The organism is Nocardia sp. NPDC056611 (genome assembly GCF_042792755.1).
Lineage (GTDB): Bacteria > Actinomycetota > Actinomycetes > Mycobacteriales > Mycobacteriaceae > Nocardia.
On sequence record NZ_JBHTVV010000001.1, the window covers coordinates 1692440 to 1708800 of the forward strand.

General features: G+C 63.6%; 15 protein-coding genes and 1 pseudogene. 15 read left to right on the forward strand and 1 reads right to left on the reverse strand.

Annotation, left to right across the window (positions count from 1 at the left end):
• The first annotated feature begins 1 nt into the window (after nucleotide 1).
• The 13 genes and pseudogenes from ACFRAQ_RS07760 to ACFRAQ_RS07820 all read left to right on the forward strand — a co-directional run bounded on the left by ACFRAQ_RS07760 (nucleotide 2) and on the right by ACFRAQ_RS07820 (nucleotide 12511).
• Entirely contained in the window at nucleotides 2-886 is an 885-nt protein-coding gene (locus ACFRAQ_RS07760; RefSeq protein WP_379095465.1) for an ABC transporter permease, read from the forward strand.
• Entirely contained in the window at nucleotides 883-2046 is a 1164-nt protein-coding gene (locus tag ACFRAQ_RS07765; RefSeq protein WP_379095468.1) for an MCE family protein, read from the forward strand. The genes ACFRAQ_RS07760 and ACFRAQ_RS07765 overlap by 4 nt, the downstream gene beginning before the upstream one ends.
• Entirely contained in the window at nucleotides 2043-3059 is a 1017-nt protein-coding gene (locus tag ACFRAQ_RS07770; RefSeq protein ID WP_379095471.1) for an MCE family protein, read from the forward strand. Before ACFRAQ_RS07765 ends, ACFRAQ_RS07770 begins: the two co-directional genes overlap by 4 nt.
• Nucleotides 3056-4051, forward strand: coding sequence for an MCE family protein (locus ACFRAQ_RS07775; RefSeq protein WP_379095474.1), 996 nt, complete (start codon nucleotides 3056-3058; stop codon nucleotides 4049-4051). The genes ACFRAQ_RS07770 and ACFRAQ_RS07775 overlap by 4 nt, the downstream gene beginning before the upstream one ends.
• Nucleotides 4052-5218 carry an MCE family protein gene (locus ACFRAQ_RS07780; RefSeq protein WP_379095477.1) on the forward strand — a complete coding sequence of 389 codons (1167 nt, stop codon included), beginning with the start codon at nucleotides 4052-4054 and terminating at the stop codon, nucleotides 5216-5218.
• Nucleotides 5215-6306 carry an MCE family protein gene (locus ACFRAQ_RS07785; protein WP_379095479.1) on the forward strand — a complete coding sequence of 364 codons (1092 nt, stop codon included), beginning with the start codon at nucleotides 5215-5217 and terminating at the stop codon, nucleotides 6304-6306. The genes ACFRAQ_RS07780 and ACFRAQ_RS07785 overlap by 4 nt, the downstream gene beginning before the upstream one ends.
• Nucleotides 6306-7733 carry an MCE family protein gene (locus tag ACFRAQ_RS07790; RefSeq protein ID WP_379095482.1) on the forward strand — a complete coding sequence of 476 codons (1428 nt, stop codon included), beginning with the start codon at nucleotides 6306-6308 and terminating at the stop codon, nucleotides 7731-7733. Before ACFRAQ_RS07785 ends, ACFRAQ_RS07790 begins: the two co-directional genes overlap by 1 nt.
• On the forward strand, nucleotides 7709-8311 hold the full coding sequence (locus ACFRAQ_RS07795; RefSeq protein ID WP_379095484.1) for a hypothetical protein: 603 nt from the start codon (nucleotides 7709-7711) through the stop codon (nucleotides 8309-8311). The genes ACFRAQ_RS07790 and ACFRAQ_RS07795 overlap by 25 nt, the downstream gene beginning before the upstream one ends.
• Nucleotides 8308-8844, forward strand: a complete 537-nt coding sequence (locus ACFRAQ_RS07800; RefSeq protein WP_379095487.1) for a hypothetical protein — start codon at nucleotides 8308-8310, stop codon at nucleotides 8842-8844. The genes ACFRAQ_RS07795 and ACFRAQ_RS07800 overlap by 4 nt, the downstream gene beginning before the upstream one ends.
• Before the next feature lie 186 nt (nucleotides 8845-9030).
• Nucleotides 9031-9830 (forward strand): IS5 family transposase gene (locus tag ACFRAQ_RS07805; protein WP_379095490.1). Its coding sequence is split into 2 segments (ribosomal slippage): nucleotides 9031-9361 and nucleotides 9361-9830, totalling 801 coding nucleotides; the frame shifts between segments, so codons are not numbered across the junction.
• Nucleotides 9830-9955, forward strand: a pseudogene (locus ACFRAQ_RS07810) (ATP-binding cassette domain-containing protein); the annotation flags it as partial. The gene ACFRAQ_RS07805 and the pseudogene ACFRAQ_RS07810, both read left to right, overlap by 1 nt.
• 192 nt (nucleotides 9956-10147) lie before the next feature.
• Complete coding sequence (locus ACFRAQ_RS07815; RefSeq protein WP_379095493.1) at nucleotides 10148-11311, forward strand: acyl-CoA dehydrogenase family protein; 1164 nt, start codon at nucleotides 10148-10150, stop codon at nucleotides 11309-11311.
• Nucleotides 11312-11320: 9 nt separating this feature from the next.
• Nucleotides 11321-12511 carry an acyl-CoA dehydrogenase family protein gene (locus ACFRAQ_RS07820; protein ID WP_379095495.1) on the forward strand — a complete coding sequence of 397 codons (1191 nt, stop codon included), beginning with the start codon at nucleotides 11321-11323 and terminating at the stop codon, nucleotides 12509-12511.
• A gap of 422 nt (nucleotides 12512-12933) precedes the next feature.
• Here ACFRAQ_RS07820 and ACFRAQ_RS07825 read toward each other — a convergent pair whose 3' ends face one another.
• Nucleotides 12934-13557, reverse strand: coding sequence for a QsdR family transcriptional regulator (locus ACFRAQ_RS07825; protein ID WP_379095498.1), 624 nt, complete (start codon nucleotides 13555-13557; stop codon nucleotides 12934-12936).
• Between the two features lie 98 nt (nucleotides 13558-13655).
• On the opposite strand from ACFRAQ_RS07825, the gene ACFRAQ_RS07830 reads away from it, so the two are divergent.
• Both ACFRAQ_RS07830 and ACFRAQ_RS07835 read left to right on the forward strand, forming a co-directional pair.
• A complete protein-coding gene (locus ACFRAQ_RS07830) occupies nucleotides 13656-14642 on the forward strand; it encodes a phosphotriesterase (protein ID WP_379095501.1) in 987 nt (328 codons plus the stop codon).
• Nucleotides 14639-16171 carry a class I adenylate-forming enzyme family protein gene (locus ACFRAQ_RS07835; RefSeq protein ID WP_379095504.1) on the forward strand — a complete coding sequence of 511 codons (1533 nt, stop codon included), beginning with the start codon at nucleotides 14639-14641 and terminating at the stop codon, nucleotides 16169-16171. The genes ACFRAQ_RS07830 and ACFRAQ_RS07835 overlap by 4 nt, the downstream gene beginning before the upstream one ends.
• Nucleotides 16172-16361 lie beyond the last annotated feature (190 nt).

A 16361-nucleotide genomic window follows, 5' to 3' on the forward strand; every position in this document is an offset into this window, starting at 1 on the left:
GATGAAATCCTCAACGTCCTACGACATCTCGGAATCCCTGAGCCGCAAGTCCTGGGCACGCACCGCGGCGAAGACCGCCGCCGCGCCCGCCAACCGTGTTGCCGATGTCGGAAACCAAATCGCTTTCCACCTCACCGGTGTTGCCGCTGCCCCTCGGGTGCTCAAACGGTATCGATCCGAGGTGTTGCGTTTGATCGCCGAGGTCAGCCTCGGTACGGGTGCGCTGGCGGTGATCGGCGGGACCGTCGTGATCGTCGGATTCCTCACTGCCGCAGCGGGTTACGAAGTGGGCCAGCAGGGCACCAGCTCGCTGGGCAGGGTCGGGGTCGAGGCGATGTCCGGGTTCATCTCGGCGTTCTTCAACACCCGGGAGGCGATACCCGTCATCGCGGGCGTCGCGCTGACCGCCACCGTGGGTGCGGGATTCACGGCTCAGCTCGGTGCCATGCGGGTCAGTGAGGAGATCGACGCGCTGGAAGTGATGTCGATACCCGCGCTGCCCTACCTGGTCACCACCAGGATCCTGGCCGGGCTCATCGCTGTCGGCCCCTTGTATGCGATCGCGCTGTTCATGGGGTACGCATCCACCGAGTTCGTCAGCGTCTTCCTTTCGAACCAGTCTTCAGGCACATACCACCACTACTTCAACCTGTTCCTGGTTCCCGGCGACGTGCTGTGGTCGCTGCTGAAGGTCGCGGTCATGGCCGCGGTCGTGATGTGCGTGCATTGCTACCACGGATACAACGCCACCGGGGGTCCGGCCGGAGTGGGCACCGCGGTCGGCCGCGCCGTGCGCACCTCGTTGATCGCCATCATGATGATCGACCTGCTCGTCGGCATCGCGATCTACGGCGGCGTCCACTCGACCGTGCGGGTGTCGGGATGATCACGACAACCAACCGCCGCACGGCACTCGTTTTCGGTGTCGCCGCCATCGCCCTGACCATCCTCGCCGTGGTGGGAGCCCTCGCCTCCTATAAGGGCAGCTTCACCCGCTCGGTCCATGTCTACGTGCACGCCGACCGCGCAGGGCTGCTGATGGCCGAAGGATCCGATGTCAAGGTCGACGGCGTCGTCGTCGGGCGGGTCGCAACCGTGCGGCTGGCCGACGATCGCGCGGTGTTGACGCTGGACCTGACCCCCGAACAGGCCGGCAAGATCCCCAGCAACGTCGGCGCCCACCTCGAACCGACCACCCTGTTCGGACGCAAATTCGTGTCGTTGATCTGGCCGCAACAGCCTGCGCCGACGCAACTGAGCGAGGGAACGGTGATCGATTCGGCCACCGTCACGGTAGAAATCAACGACACCCTCAACACCCTGCTCGCGATCTTGAAAGTTGTTGACCCGCAAAAGGTCAACTCCACCCTGACCGCCGCCGCCACCGCACTGGACAGCCACGGCAAACGGGCCGGTGACCTGCTCGCGGATCTGGATCGATACCTGGGTCAGTTCAACAACGCCATCCCCACCCTGCAACGCGATATCCCACTGCTGGCCGACAATCTCGACACCTTGGCGGCCGCGACTCCGGACCTGATGGCGATGGTGACGAACCTGTCCACGACCAGCCGGACCGTCGTGGACGAGCAAACGCATCTGAGCGCCTTTCTGCTCAGCTTCACCGGTTTCGGAAACGCCGGATCCGCCCTTGTGGACAAGGCAGGTACCCCTTTGATCAGCGCTCTCGACGCCCTGGAACCGACGACGCGGCTACTGGCCGACCAGGCACCGAGCCTTCCGTGCTTCTTCGCCAGTCTGAACAAGTCTCGCCGGGTTCTGGAGCGGGCGCTGGGCGGCCGACCGGGACTCAATATCGTCGGAACCCTGCTGCTGGGCAACCCGCCCTACGCCTATCCCGACGACGTTCCGGTCAACGGCGCCGCAGGGGCGCCGACCTGCTACCCCTATGCGAATGGCTCCGGCGGCCCCGCCCCGGGACACATCGACTTCGGTGATGGCTCCCATGCTTATCGTCCGGTCCGTGAGCCGCTCGACGTGCTCGGCAACCCGTTCGCCGCTCTGATCTACGGACTCACCCGATGAGCGCCCGCCGGGACGGTCTGAAATTGCTGGCCTTCCTGACCGTCACCTCGCTCATCACCGCGGCGCTGTTCGTCGTCGTCGGTGATCTGCGATTCGGCAGCCAGCGCGGCTACCACGCCTTGTTCACCAACGCATCTGGAATCAAGCCGGGTGAAGAGGTGAAGGTTGCGGGCGTCGTCGTCGGCAAGGTCGACAGTGTCGACTTCGCGGCCGACGGCCTGACCAGCGTCGACTTCACCGTCGAGGACACGGTCGACATCCTGCGTTCGGCAACGGCGGCAATCAAATACAAGAACCTCATCGGCGACCGCTATCTCGAACTCACCGTGCAACCGGACTCGTCCGGAATCCTGCCTGCCGGCGACACGATTCCGCAGACCCGGACCCACCCCGCGTTGGACCTCGACGCGCTCGTCAACGGTTTCCGTCCCCTGCTGCAGGGGCTAGATCCCGACGAAACCAACAAGCTCGCGGGCTCGCTGGTGGAGGTGCTGAACGGGCGCGAGCAGAGCGTCGCGTCCATCGTCGAACAGCTTGGCGCACTGGGTAGTTCGGTCGCCGACCGAGACGAGGTCATCGGCAGGCTGATCGACAACCTCAACCTCGTGCTGAAGACGATCACCGGCCGCGACAAGCAATTCGGCGGACTTGTCGACGGATTGCAGGAACTGGTCACCGGGCTGAACAGCGATCGCGGTACCCTGACCGACGCGCTGCAGCGCATAGACGACGTCTCGGCGCAGACCACAGCGATACTGAGCGACAACCGGCCCGCCATCGCCGCCGATATCGACGGACTGCAACGCACCGCAGCGGATCTCAATGCTAGCACCGACACCCTGCAACTCGTGCTGGCGAAACTGCCAGAGGTCTACCGACGCGGCGCCCGGGCCAGTGGTTACGGCAGCTTCGTGAACTTCTTCCTGTGCGGTTTGGCGATTCGATACCCGTCGATCGGCGGCGGTTACGCGACCACGCCGATGTTCACCGTGCCGGCCGAAAGGTGCAAGTGACAGTGAAGTCCTTCTTCGATCGGGACCCGGCCCGCATGGGCTGGATCGGCACGGCGATCATCGCGGCGCTACTCGTGCTGGTTTTCAACTACGACAAGATTCCGGGCTGGCCCGGAATGACAACCTATACAGCGCAATTCACCGATGCCAGCGGACTGCAACCGGGAGATACCGTGCAGATCAGCGGCATCACGGTAGGCAAGGTCGATGCCATCCGCCTGTCCGGTGATCACGTCGATGTCGCGTTGAAGGTCGACACCCGTGGACGTCATCTCGGCGACCGAAGCAGCGCCGCGATCAAGGTCGAGACCGTACTCGGACGTCGCTTCGTCGAATTGCATCCCGACGGCGCGGGCAGCCTCGGCAAGACGATTCCGGTGTCGCGGACCACGTCGGGATTCGACATCACCGATTCACTGTCCCAACTCACCGACAAGGTCGCGGGTACCGACAAGAAGAAACTGTCCGACGCGCTCGACAGCCTCTCCTCGGTCATGGAGGCGCTCCCACCGAACCTGAAGTCCTCGCTGGACGGAATCTCCCGGGCTTCAGCTACGGTCGCCTCCCGCGACCAGGCCGTGCAGGACCTGCTCGGCAACACCAGTGCGGTGTCGGGTCTGCTCGCTGAGCGCGACCAGAAGATCACCGCACTCATCAGCGACGGTGGAACGTTGTTCGCCGCGCTCAACGACCGGGCCGACACCCTCCGCGCCCTGTTGGTCGACGTCCGCAATGTCAGCAACCAGCTGCGGGCCCTGACAACGGAGAACACCGCCGGCACGCCGCCGATGCTCGCCGAGCTGGACAAGACCCTGGGGGTGCTGAACCAGAACTACGCCAATATCAACGACGCGATCACCGGCCTGCGGCCGTTCATCACGCAGCTGGGAGAGGTGGTCGGCAGCGGACCGTTCTTCAACGTCCTGCTGCAGAACATCACACCGGCCAACTTGCGCGGACAGGCGCCGGGCAGCATCGGAGGCGGAAAGTAAATGCGCACAACCATTTCGACCACGCTCCGGCGAATACCGTTGCCGGGCCGCGTCCTAGCCGTCGGCGTTGCCGCGGCCACCGTGGTCACCGCCGCTGTCGCGATCATCGGGCGAGGCAACACCCACCACGTCACCGCATATTTCACCAACAGCACCGGCCTCTATACCGGCGACCCGGTGACGGTCCGAGGGGTACAGATCGGCAACGTCGACGGCATCGAACCGATCGGCGACCGGGTCCGCGTCAGAATGTCCTATGACGCAGCCACTTTCGTGCCCACCGACACCCGCGCGGTGATCGTGGCACCGACCCTCGTTTCGGGGCGTTATGTACAGCTGACGACGGATTCCGGCACACAGTCCACGCTCGCCGAGGGCGCGGAGATCCCGCTGGAAAGAACCGCGGTACCGGTCGAATACGACCAGGTCAAAAAGCAACTCGATGAACTCGCCACCGAAATCGGACCGCAGCAGGGTCGAGACGGGTCATTGAGCCGACTGGCCAATGCCGCCTCCGCCACGCTGTCCGGGAACGGCGCCACCCTGAAACAAACATTGACCAACCTGTCGGCCGCCGTGCAGACCCTCGCGCAAGGCGGACCCGATCTGTTCACCACTGTGCGCAACCTGCAAACGCTGGTATCGGCCCTGGCCGCCGGCGAGCGGCAGATCACCCAGTTCACCGGCCAACTGGCGGGCTTGTCACGGTTGCTCGACGATAACCGCACCCAACTCGACGCCGCCGTCCAGGCCCTGCAGGCGATGCTGCCGGAGATCCGCACCTTTGTGAACGACAATCACGCCGCGCTGGCTCGCGACGTGGGCGCATTGACTCGAATTTCGCGCCTGCTGGTCGACCGCCAGGATGACCTCGCGCAAATCCTGCACGTCGCCCCAACCGCATTGGGCGATCTATACAACATCTACGACCCACGGTCGCGCACACTGACCGCCGCGGTCAGCGTCGCCGACTTCCCGGATCCGATGTCGTTCATCTGCGGACTGCTGACCACCGTCAACGCGCCCCAGGAAGAATGCTCGCGCGCCAATCAGAACTTCGGCGACCTGTTCGCCTCCGCACTGCGCGCCGCCCAGCCCAAACCGTCGAGCCCACCACCGCTGGCGTTGCCGGAGTTGCTCATTCCCGGATTGGGGGTCGGTCGATGAACCGGGCCCGCCGTATCACCGCACTCACCACCGTTCTGCTCGCATGCGCCCTGGCGGCCGGTTGCCGGATGGACGGTCCCAACTCTATTCCGTTGCCGGACAACGCAATTAATCATGGCAGCTACACCTTGCACGTCGAGCTGAGGGACGCGCAGAATCTTGTCGGCAACTCGATCGTCAAGGCCGACAACGTCACTGTCGGCGTCCTGCGTCGGATCGAGGTACACAACTACATCGCCATCGCGACACTGGAAATCGACAATGCCGTGTCGCTGCCGAAGAACACGATCGCCCAGCTCGCGCAGACCAGCGTGCTCGGTGCGCAGTATCTGGAACTGACCACTCCGAAGAACACGCCCGCGAGCGGCCGACTGCGCGGCGGGGACACCATCGCGTTGTCGGCGAGCTCGGAATACCCGGCGACCGAGGAGGTGCTCGCCGCGCTCTCGCTGCTACTCAATGGCAGTGGCCTGCAGCAGGTGCGCACCATCATGAGCGAGCTCAATCAGGCCGTCGGGGGGCGCGAAGACGTTGTCAACAGCGCGATCGGCCGTATCCAGACTTTCGTCGGAGGCCTGGACAGCCAACGCGCCGACATCGTTCGCGCCATCGACAGCCTCGGCACGCTGGCCCAAGCGCTGGCCGACCAGAACATCGCCCTCGGCAATGGCATCGAACAGATCCAGCCCGCGATCCGCATCCTCGACGAACAACGCCGACAGTTGACCACCATGCTCGACAGCGTCGGCCGCTTCGGTGCTCAGGCTGCACAGATCCTGCGCGGCAGCAAGGAAAACCTCACCGCCGACCTGACCAATCTGCAGCCGGTTCTCAACCAGCTCGCCGCCTCGGGCAAAGATCTGCCCGAATCCCTGCTGGTGGCGCTCAGCGTGCCTTTTCCCGTCACGGCCGTCGACGGCATTCGCGGCGACTATCTCAATTTGTTTCTGACCTTGGATCTGAGCGCCGAGGCCATCCAGAACAAGGTCATCGGCAGCATCCCCTTCCCGGACCTGCTGCCCTCGGGACCCGATCGCGCGGTCGATCCACTGACCGCGCCGACCCAGCCCGCCGCCGGAGGCCGTTGATGAAATCACGTCTGATCAAAGGCCAGCTCATCGTCTTCTCGGTGCTGGCGATCGTGAGCCTGGTCTACGGGCTCATTCAATACGTCGATATCCAGCGTCTGACCGGCTTCGGAACCTACACGGTCACAGTTGAATTCAGTGATTCCAGCGGGCTGTACACCAACGCCCTGGTCACCTATCGCGGCTCCGAAGTCGGTCGCGTCTCGGGTATCGGTTTGCGCGACAACGCAGCCGAGGCGCAACTGCAGATCAAGTCCGACAACAGGATTCCCGCAACCGCCATCGCCGCGATCAAGAGCATGTCAGCGGTCGGCGAACAGTACGTCGATCTGATACCGGCCGACAGCAACGGGCCCTACCTTCACGACGGCTCCCGAATACCGCGGGCCAAGACGTCGGTGCCCGCGCCAACCGGCCAAGTCCTCGACAACCTGCAAACCCTGCTCACGAACATCCACACCGACAGTCTGAACAAGGCAGTCGACGAAACCGCCACCGCACTCGACGGCACCGGGCCGGCCCTGTCGGGTCTGATCGAGTCGTCCGCGGCCCTGATCCATTTGGCACAGGCTGATCTCGGACCGACCATGACCCTGATCAACGACGCGGAACCACTGCTCACCACGGGTAATGCCGCGGCATCCGACATCCGTTCGTTCACGCGCGATCTGGCTTCGTTCACCCACCAGCTGGTCCACAGCGATGCGCAGATACGGAACCTGCTCGTCCAGGGACCCAGCGCCGCCGACACGCTGGCGGGCACCTTCACCGAGCTCACCCCAACGCTGCCGCTGCTACTGGCCAATCTGCAAACCGTCGGACAGGTCCTGCGCGTCAATATCCCGCAGCTCCGGCAGATCCTGGTCGTTTACCCGGCCTTGAGCGCGGTCGTCAACAACAGTGCCGTGGGCTACCAGGACAATCCCGACCCCCAGCTGCCATTGCCGCTGGATATCAAGCTCGGCGACACCCTGAACCCGCCACCCTGCACCGAGGGCTATCAGGGTACCGAACGCCGCGATCCCTCCGACACTGGACCCGTTCCGGCGGTGCCTGGACAACACTGCGACATTCGCCCCGACAACCCGAAGGTTGTCCGTGGAGCACGAAACCTTCCTTGTGCCACCGACCCGACCGTACGGACCGCTGAAGTCGCCCACTGCCCGCGCGGGCTGCCCTCGACCTGGCCCGAGATGTTGGCCCGACCGGGCGCGTCCGAGCCCGCGGTGGATCCCTCCCCGCTTCCGTCTCCCACTCCTTCCGCCACAACGGTTCCCGCCTTGCCCACACCGAGCGCCGACGCTGTGCCATATGCCGAATCCAGCGGCACCTTCCGAGGTCCTGATGGCTTCACCTATCTGCTCGGACCCGCATCCACCATCACCGGAAAGGAAATCAAGGGATGGCAATCACTACTGATCAAGTAACAGCAGCCGCCGACGTTGATCGCGGCATCGATGGCGAGGAATCCCCGGAATCCACCTCTGCCGAACCATCGACCCCTGTGCCCGAGCGATCCACGCATCCCAAACTCGCGGCGGCGGTCCTGATCCTGAGCGCACTACTGATCGGCGTCGCGATCAGCGCGACTCACTTCAACCTGGACGTTCACGAGAACAGGGCGGCCACCGAGCGAGATCACGCCGTCCTCGATACCGGGCGAAGGGTCGCCGCCGAGCTCGTCACACTAGACCACAACACTGCCCAACGTGACTTGGACAGCATCGCGGCGAATTCCACCGGGTCCTTTCGAGACCAGTTCTCCAAAGTGTCGGGAACGTTCGCCTCCGTGCTGAGCCAAGGCCGGGTCGAATCCACCGGCGAGGTCAAAGAAGTGGGCATAGCGAGTGCCGACGACCACCACGCCACAGTGCTGGCGGCGGTCACGTCCACCGTGAAGAACACCGAAGCCCCCGGCGGGCAATTGCGCGTCTACCGAATGAAAATGACCCTCGACAAGATCGAGTCGAAGTGGCTTGTATCGAATGTGGAGTTCGTGGCATGAGAATCCTGGTTTTCCCACGTCGAATCTTCATGGCAGTTGCTCGGGTGCGACGTGTGCCGCTCGTCGCGGTAACGGCCGCGCTGGCCGTCGCGTCGGCCGGCGCCGTGACCGCTACGACCGTGGCCGTGGTCGAACTCCGACACGACGATGCGATCCGAAAGGCCGAAGCTGCCGCCGAAACCGACGCGAAGGCAAAATTGCCCGCGGTGCTGTCCTACGACTTTCACACCGTAGACACCGAATTCCCCAAGGCTGCAGACAATCTCACCGGCAAATTCAAGGACGACTTCGCCCACCTCGGAACGTCGATCATCATCCCTGCGGCGCACCAGGATTCGATTGTCACCAAGGCCGACGTCGTCGAAACGTCGGTGGTCGAGGCCGCCGCCGATCGTGTCACGCTGCTGGTCTTTCTCAATCAGACCACTACCAGTACCAAGATGCCTGGGCCCCGGCTCGACGGCAGCCGCGTCCGGATCACCATGACCCAGAGCGGTGCGAAGTGGCTGATTTCCGATATCACCCCCGTCTGACCCGAGGCGCTGAAAGGCAATCAAGGTAATGGGAATCGAAGTCTCTGTCGAGAACATAAGCAAATCATTTGGTTCGCAGCGTATTTGGCAGGATGTCTCGCTGACGCTGCGGTCGGGGGAAGTAAGAGCTCCTAACAGGTTCAGTCAGTTGGCGTCGGGTTGCGTTGCAGTGCAGGATGTTTCGTTGTGGCAGCACCCTGGATCGTGGATGACGAGTTGTGGGCGGTAATCGAACCGCTACTGCCGGTGAAACCGGCCGGGACACCAGGCCCGCCACAGATGGACTCCCGCCTGGTGCTGCAGGGGATCTTGTTCGTGCTGATCACCGGGATCGGGTGGGAAGATCTGCCCCAGGAACTGGGGTTCGGATCCGGGATGACCTGTTGGCGCAGGTTACGCGACTGGCAAGCCGCAGGAGCGTTCGAGGAGATCCATCAAGCTGTGCTCGCCCGCGCCCATGCAGCCAGGCTGATCGACTTCGACCGGGTCATGGTCGACGGCTCGCACGTGCGGGCGAAAAAGGGGGCCCCGCAACAGGTCCCAGCCCGGTCGACCGCGCCAAGACCGGCTCCAAGCACCACATCCTGACCTGCGCGAACGGGTTCCCGCTCGCCGTCGCGTTGTCAGCGGCGAACGTCAACGATCATCTGATGCTGTCCACGCTGCTCGATCGGGTCCGGCCCCTGCGCGGGCGTGCGGGCCAGCCCCGTCGCCGGATCGCCAACCTCATCGCGGACAAGGGATACGACTACCCCAGCGTGTATTCCGAACTGCGGCAACGTCATATCACCGGATATATCGCCCGCCGCGGTACCCGAGACAAGGTCACCGCCGGCCGCTGGATCGTCGAGCAGACCTTCGCCCTTCTGCACCAGTACCGGCGGTTGGCCATCCGATGGGAGCGACGCACCGACATCCACCACGGATTCCTCGACCTCGCCGCAGCACTCATCTGCTGGCGACGACTCAGCAACCGAACTCGATAGGAGCTCTAAGCGCTCTGCTCGGCCCTTCGGGTACCGGTAAGTCCGTGTTCCTGAAGTCGTTGATCGGTCTGCTCCGTCCGGAGAATGGCTCGATCTACATCGACGGCACCGACATCACCACCTGCGTCGGAGCTGCGGCAGGGCGGGAACCGAACTCCGGTTGGAAGTCGCTTCGGCCTCCAACGTGGAGTAGCTCACTGGCCGGCTCCTTGCTATTTGAGTCATACAGGCGTCTGTGTATCATATTCGACTGATGGAGGTCCGCAGCTCGGCCGACTCCGGCGCATCCTTGGCGGCCCCGAATTGGAGATTCACGCATGCAATTGGCACTCACCGACGACGAGCTCGCCTTCCGCGACGAGCTGCGCGCGTTCTACCGCACCGAGATCCCCTCCGAGATCCGGAACCGCGCGCGACACGGGCAGGAGCTGAGTAAGGACGATTTCGTCACGGCACAGCGGATTTTGAATGCCCACGGTTTGGCGGTCCCGAACTGGCCGGTGGAATGGGGTGGTCGTGAGTGGACACCCATCCAGCGTCACATCTGGCATGAAGAGATGCAGCTGGCATCGGTGCCTGAGCCGCTCACCTTCAACACCAAGATGATCGGCCCCGTCATCGCGCAGTTCGGTTCACGCGAGATGCAGGAGCGATTCCTACCCGCGACAGCTAATCTCGATATCTGGTGGTGCCAGGGGTTTTCCGAGCCTGAGGCAGGCTCCGACTTGGCATCGCTGCGCACGACCGCGGTGCGCGACGGAGACTATTACATCGTCAACGGTCAGAAGACCTGGACTACGCTTGCCCAGTACGCGGACTGGATCTTCTGCCTGGTGCGCACCGACCCGAATGCGGTCAAGAAGCAGGTCGGCATCTCCATGCTGCTGTTCCCGCTCGACACCCCCGGTGTGACAGTGCGTCCGATCAAGCTCATCGACGGCGGTTTCGAGGTCAACGAGATATTCCTCGAAAACGTCCGCGTCCCGGCGGAAAACCTTGTCGGCGAGGAGAATCGAGGTTGGACCTACGCCAAGTTCCTGCTCGGCAACGAACGCACCGGCATCGCCGCTGTCGGCCAGACCAAAGTCCGGTTGTGGTTGGCCAAGGAGTACGCCAAGCAGACCCGCCAGGGTGGGGGTACCCTGCTCGACGATCCGGTCTTCGCCACTCGGGTTGCCGAACTCGAGAACGAGCTGCTTGCGCTGGAACTAGTGCAGCTACGTGTAGCTGCCGGGTCAGCGGACGGCCAGCCCAACCCCGTGTCGTCCATTCTGAAACTACGCGGCACAGAGCTCCAGCAGGCCACGACGGAACTGCTAGTGGACATCGCGGGTCCTGAATCGCTGCCCTGTGAGGGCGACGACCCAGATTGGGCGCGCCGCTCGACCGCGAACTACCTGAACTACCGCAAAACCTCGATCTATGGCGGATCCAGCGAGGTACAACGCGGCATCATCGCCTCCACCATCCTCGGACTGTAAGGCAGCACAATGGATTTCGAACTGACTCCCGAACAGGAAATGTTGCGCGACACCGTCCGTGGCGTCCTCGATCGGGCCTCAACTCCCGCGCGTCGCGCCGAGGTCGTCGCAACCGAGCTCGGCTGGGACCCACAGGTCTGGCGCACCTTCGCGGAAATCGGTCTGCTGGGCCTGACGTTCACCGAGGAAGACGGTGGGATGGGTGCGGGCCCCATCGAGTCAATGCTGGTCCTCACAGAGCTCGGCCGCCGTCTGGCCCCCGAACCCTTGCTTGATTGCGCGCTGCTGCCGGGCGGAATTATCGGCCAAGCCGGCACGGACGCACAGCGCAAGGATCTGCTTCCCAAGATCGCGGACGGCTCTCTGCGGCTCGCCTTCGCCCACGGCGAGCCGGGTGCACGCTGGCCGTCCGCCGAGATCATCACCCAGGCTGTTCCTACCGACGAAGGATGGGTGTTGACCGGCCACAAACACCCTGTTCCGCACGGTGATTGCGCCGATCTGCTCATTGTCAGCGCAGCGCTGCGTACGGATGCGGTCCAGCAGACTGGGGGTGCAAGCCTTGTCGGAGCCGAGGTGGGGTCGAGTGCCGCCGCCCCGATAGGGCTGTTCTTGGTCGATCCCGCATCTAAGGGTGTGCGCCGCACCACCTACGTCACCCACGACGGTCTACGCGGGGCGACTGTCGAATTCGACGGTGTGACAGGCGAACTGCTCGGTGAGCCCGCTGACGCGTCGGCAGTCGTGGCTGAGGCGCTCTCTGGTGCTCAGGCCGCGCTCTGTGCTGAGGCTGTCGGCGCAATGGAGGAGTCACTGCGGCTTACAACCGAATACCTGAAGACGCGCAAACAGTTCGGTGTCCCGCTGCGCTCCTTCCAGACTCTCACGCATCGCGCGGCCGATATGTATGTGTCGCTGGAGTTGGCGCGTGGGATGAGCATGTATGCGTCCATGTCGCTGGCCGACGGTGTCGCCGATCCGGTCGTTGCGTCTCGTGCGAAGGTTCGGGTTGGCCGGTCTGCTCGGCATATTGGGCAGGAGGCTATCCAGATGCATGGAGGCATCGGCATGACGGCCGAATATCCGGTCGGGCATTACACGGCTCGGCTGACCGCCATCGAGCACAGCCTCGGCGACTCTGCGGATCATCTGCGCAACCTGAGCAGGTATGTGAGCGACTACCAGATGGTCGAGATCTGACTCGGCTTCCCAGACAGGTCCGTACCAGAACGTAGAGCGGCTTCGAGATCTGCCGCCGTTCACGTCTCTCCGCCGACTCGCCCACCGACTTCAGGAAGGCGGGTCGGTTTCGGGCGCAGGCGCAGTGTGGCCACAGTGAAAACCAACGTCGACGTAACCGACAGTTGGCATCGACGCAGGATGAATGCGTACTTCCAATCGCCGCTGGCAGGGTCGGTTGACTTCCTCACCGCCCACGACAACACGAAAATGACCGAAGCCCATCACTATGTGCCCGAATCGCCAAGGATCCCGCGATCGTCAGGCGGCACCCGAGGCGCAGGGTGAGTCAGGACTTGGGACTGCAGGTCTCCGACGTCGCACAGATCTGGTCGCGCGAGGCGTGCAGCTCTGACCTTCCGGCTACGCGCTGGCCGGAAGTGCTAATTAACTTGTGGAGGGCTCCATGGCTGGCCTAGCAGGGCTGCGACCAGTTCGAGTGCGGTATCGATCTCTGGCTCGGTCCGGCCGAGGAGAGGCGCGTAGAGGTGCGCGTCGCACATTCTCACGATTGCGACACCGACTGTGGCGGCTGGAAGCGGCAGTTCGAGGTTGCCTGCGTCGACCTCGAACTGCAGCATTTCGGCGATCAACCGCGAAGCCGTCTGCTCGATTCGCCCAGGGTTTAGAGCGAGCTGTACGAATTGGAGCGGCTCGCGTGCGCACAGTGCTTGCAATGGCGGCGCCATTGCAACCGCGTGCATGAAGTGGTTCAAGACCTCGAGGATGAGATCCGCTCCGCCGGCACTGGCCGCCTGGTCGCGGCTCTGGCGAAATGTACGTTCGGTGGCTTCGGCCAGCACGATCCCGAGTAGATCTGCCCGATTGCCGACCAGTCGGTACAGCGTGGAGCGTCCGATGCCCAGGCCCCCGGCTAGGGCGCGCATATCCAAGCTTTCGCCGTCCAGATAGATCTTCGTGGCGGCATCGATCACGGCGCGGCGGGTGAGCATCTGGGCGAGCCCGGGGCTCCCCGCTGAAGCGGGGGACTTGTCCGCGCGATCCACAGCGTTGTCGTCTCCTCCCGGCATGAGCGGAGTATTGCACATCACACTGTGTTGTGTCAGATTGGGACACCTGAGCGAAGTGTCCCAGGAGATGGTTCATGACAGTTATTCAATCTGTGCGTGGTTCGGTGGAGGTCGAGTCGCTCGGCGTCACGCTGATGCACGAACACGTCTTCGTCCTGACCCCGGACGTGATGCAGAACTATGGAAACGAGTGGTGGGACGAAGACGAGCGGGTAGCGGACGCGATCAGCCAGCTACGAGCCCTCAAGGCCGCCGGTGTGGACACGATCGTCGATCCGACCGTGGTCGGGCTCGGACGCTATCTGCCGCGGGTCCAGAGGGTGAACGCGGAAGTCGATATCAACATCATCGCCGCGACCGGCCTCTACACCTTCGGCGAGATCCCGCACTTCTTTCACTATCGGGGGCCGGGCGGTCTGTTCGGAGGTGCCGAACCGATGACGGAGATGTTCGTGAAGGACATTCGTGAGGGAATCGGCGAAACCGGCGTGCGCGCGGCGTTTCTCAAGGGCGCGATCGAGGAGCGCGGGCTGACTCCCGACCAGGAGCGTGTTCATGGGGCGATCGCGGAAGCGCACATACAGACTGGCGTGCCGATCACAGTGCACACGAACGCCGCTCACCAGACCGGTCGCCTGGCGCTGGATTTCTACCGAGAACACGGGGTGGATCTGACGAAAGTCGTTGTCGGACACGCAGGAGACAGCAACGACCTCGACTATCTCGAATGGATCATGGACCAGGGGGCGACGATCGGCTGCGACCGCTTCGGTCTTGATGTCTTCAACCCGACCTCGGAACGGATACGCACAGTGGCCGCGCTGTGTGCCCGAGGCTACGCCGATCGGATCGTGCTCAGCCATGACGCCGCGTGCTACATGGACTACTTCTCCGGGGAAGAAACCCAGACACAGGTGAAAGCCGCTGCGCCGAACTGGAACTTCTTGCACATCTCGCGCGATGTCCTGCCAGCGCTGCGTGACCAGGGCGTCACCGACGGACAGATCACCACGATGCTCATCGACAACCCACGTCGCTACTTCTCGGGAAAGGCCGCATGATGACGATCGAGGCAGGTCGGGCCTACAAGATTCCCTTCGACACGACCGGTGTCTATGTCGACGAACACGGCGTCAAGCGCTACCAGCGTCTTCCGGAGTCGCTGACCACGATGTTCCGGGCGTCAGTCGAGGCGCACCCCGACGTGGAGGCCATCGTCGAGGTCGGTGGTCCGCGGTACACATATCGGCAGCTGTGGGAACGCGCGGCGACGGTGGCCGGTGGCTTGCGGGCACGAGGTGTCCAGCGCGGGGACAGGGTTGCGAATCTTCTTCCGGCCGGCGCGAATTGGGTTATCGCGTTCCTCGCCACGCAACTCGCCGGTGCGATCGTGGTGCCTGTCAATACGCGTTTCGCGCCGCCGGAGATCGAGTATGTACTGAGCGACTCTGGTGTGGCGTTCACCTTCTGGCCCGGCGAGCCGCTGCCCGAGGGTACGGCCCTGGTGGTGGACGATGCGAAGCCGACCGACGTGGCGGCTATCTTCTACACCAGCGGGACCACCGGGTTCCCGAAGGGCGCGCTGACAACCCATGAGAATTTCCTTTCGACGATCGAAACCTCGATCCGAGTGTTCGGTCTCGGCCGCTCCGAGGGCCCGAAGCTTCGCAACCTGATATCTGTGCCGTTGTTCCACGTGACCGGCTGCAACGCTCAGCTGCTGGTTCAATTGGCGGTTGGCGGCACCACTGTCGTACTGCCCGAATTCGACGTTCAGGCGTTCCTATCGACAATCGTCACTGAACACGTCAACGTGATCGTGAGTGTTCCGGCGATCTTCGCGCTGGCGCTTGTCCAAGGCAACTTCGCCGACTACGACGTCAGCGGCGTGTCATTCATTGGTTACGGCGGTGCGCCCATATCGCCGTTGCTTGTCGAGCGGCTCAAAGCCGGCTTCCCGAACGCTCGGGTGGGCAACGGTTTCGGGCTGACCGAAACAGCGTCCATCGCGACCTTTCTGCCGCATGATTGGGCTGCCGAGCACGCGGACTCGGTCGGATTCGCCGCGCCGGTCGTCGATCTTGCACTCGCTGACCAAGATCCGACCACAGGCGTCGGTGAGTTGCTGGTTCGCGGACCGAACGTCGTCGCGGGGTACTGGAACAAGCCCGAGGCGACGGAGTCCGCGTTCGTCGATGGGTGGCTGCACACCGGGGACCTGGCAAGAATCGATGACGAGGGTTTGGTGTACATCGTCGACCGGGCGAAGGACGTGATTAACCGGGGCGGCGAGAACGTGTACTCCGTCGAGGTCGAGAACGCGTTGGCCGGCGCGCCCGGAGTCGCCGATGCTGCGGTCGTCGCAGTGCCGGACGAAGTGATGGGAGAAAAGGTCGGTGCCGTGGTGGTTCCCAGCACCGCAGATTTCGATGTCGCAGGACTGATCGCCTATCTGAGGCCACTCCTCGCTGACTTCAAGGTTCCCCAGTACATCTCGGTACGCACTCAGCCGCTGCCACGCAATCCCGGCGGCAAGCTGCTGAAACGTCAACTGCGCGAGCAGACTACGTGGGGCGAGGCCCTTCGCTGAAAGGGTGAGCGCCACGCCGCGTCAGCTCTATCTGGTGGCTGAGGCGACGAGTAAGGATCCCAGCGCTGGCCGTCGGGGCTCGACGGTGGCCCTGCGCGCACTCGGTTGTCAGCGCGATGTCGGCCGGCGCTGGGATCCCCACATTCGGTGCTGGCGCGTAAGCCATTGCCGCACAAGGGTTGTTCGTCGA

What these genes read in the sequence shown, in the direction of transcription:
- ACFRAQ_RS07770 (WP_379095471.1), top strand. Translation starts at nt 2,043, where the DNA reads ATGAGCGCCCGCCGGGACGGTCTGAAATTGCTGGCCTTCCTGACCGTC.
- ACFRAQ_RS07830 (WP_379095501.1), top strand. Translation starts at nt 13,656, where the DNA reads ATGACAGTTATTCAATCTGTGCGTGGTTCGGTGGAGGTCGAGTCGCTC.
- ACFRAQ_RS07780 (WP_379095477.1), top strand. Translation starts at nt 4,052, where the DNA reads ATGCGCACAACCATTTCGACCACGCTCCGGCGAATACCGTTGCCGGGC.
- ACFRAQ_RS07815 (WP_379095493.1), top strand. Translation starts at nt 10,148, where the DNA reads ATGCAATTGGCACTCACCGACGACGAGCTCGCCTTCCGCGACGAGCTG.
- ACFRAQ_RS07790 (WP_379095482.1), top strand. Translation starts at nt 6,306, where the DNA reads ATGAAATCACGTCTGATCAAAGGCCAGCTCATCGTCTTCTCGGTGCTG.
- ACFRAQ_RS07795 (WP_379095484.1), top strand. Translation starts at nt 7,709, where the DNA reads ATGGCAATCACTACTGATCAAGTAACAGCAGCCGCCGACGTTGATCGC.
- ACFRAQ_RS07765 (WP_379095468.1), top strand. Translation starts at nt 883, where the DNA reads ATGATCACGACAACCAACCGCCGCACGGCACTCGTTTTCGGTGTCGCC.
- ACFRAQ_RS07820 (WP_379095495.1), top strand. Translation starts at nt 11,321, where the DNA reads ATGGATTTCGAACTGACTCCCGAACAGGAAATGTTGCGCGACACCGTC.
- ACFRAQ_RS07760 (WP_379095465.1), top strand. Translation starts at nt 2, where the DNA reads ATGAAATCCTCAACGTCCTACGACATCTCGGAATCCCTGAGCCGCAAG.
- ACFRAQ_RS07800 (WP_379095487.1), top strand. Translation starts at nt 8,308, where the DNA reads ATGAGAATCCTGGTTTTCCCACGTCGAATCTTCATGGCAGTTGCTCGG.
- ACFRAQ_RS07835 (WP_379095504.1), top strand. Translation starts at nt 14,639, where the DNA reads ATGATGACGATCGAGGCAGGTCGGGCCTACAAGATTCCCTTCGACACG.
- ACFRAQ_RS07785 (WP_379095479.1), top strand. Translation starts at nt 5,215, where the DNA reads ATGAACCGGGCCCGCCGTATCACCGCACTCACCACCGTTCTGCTCGCA.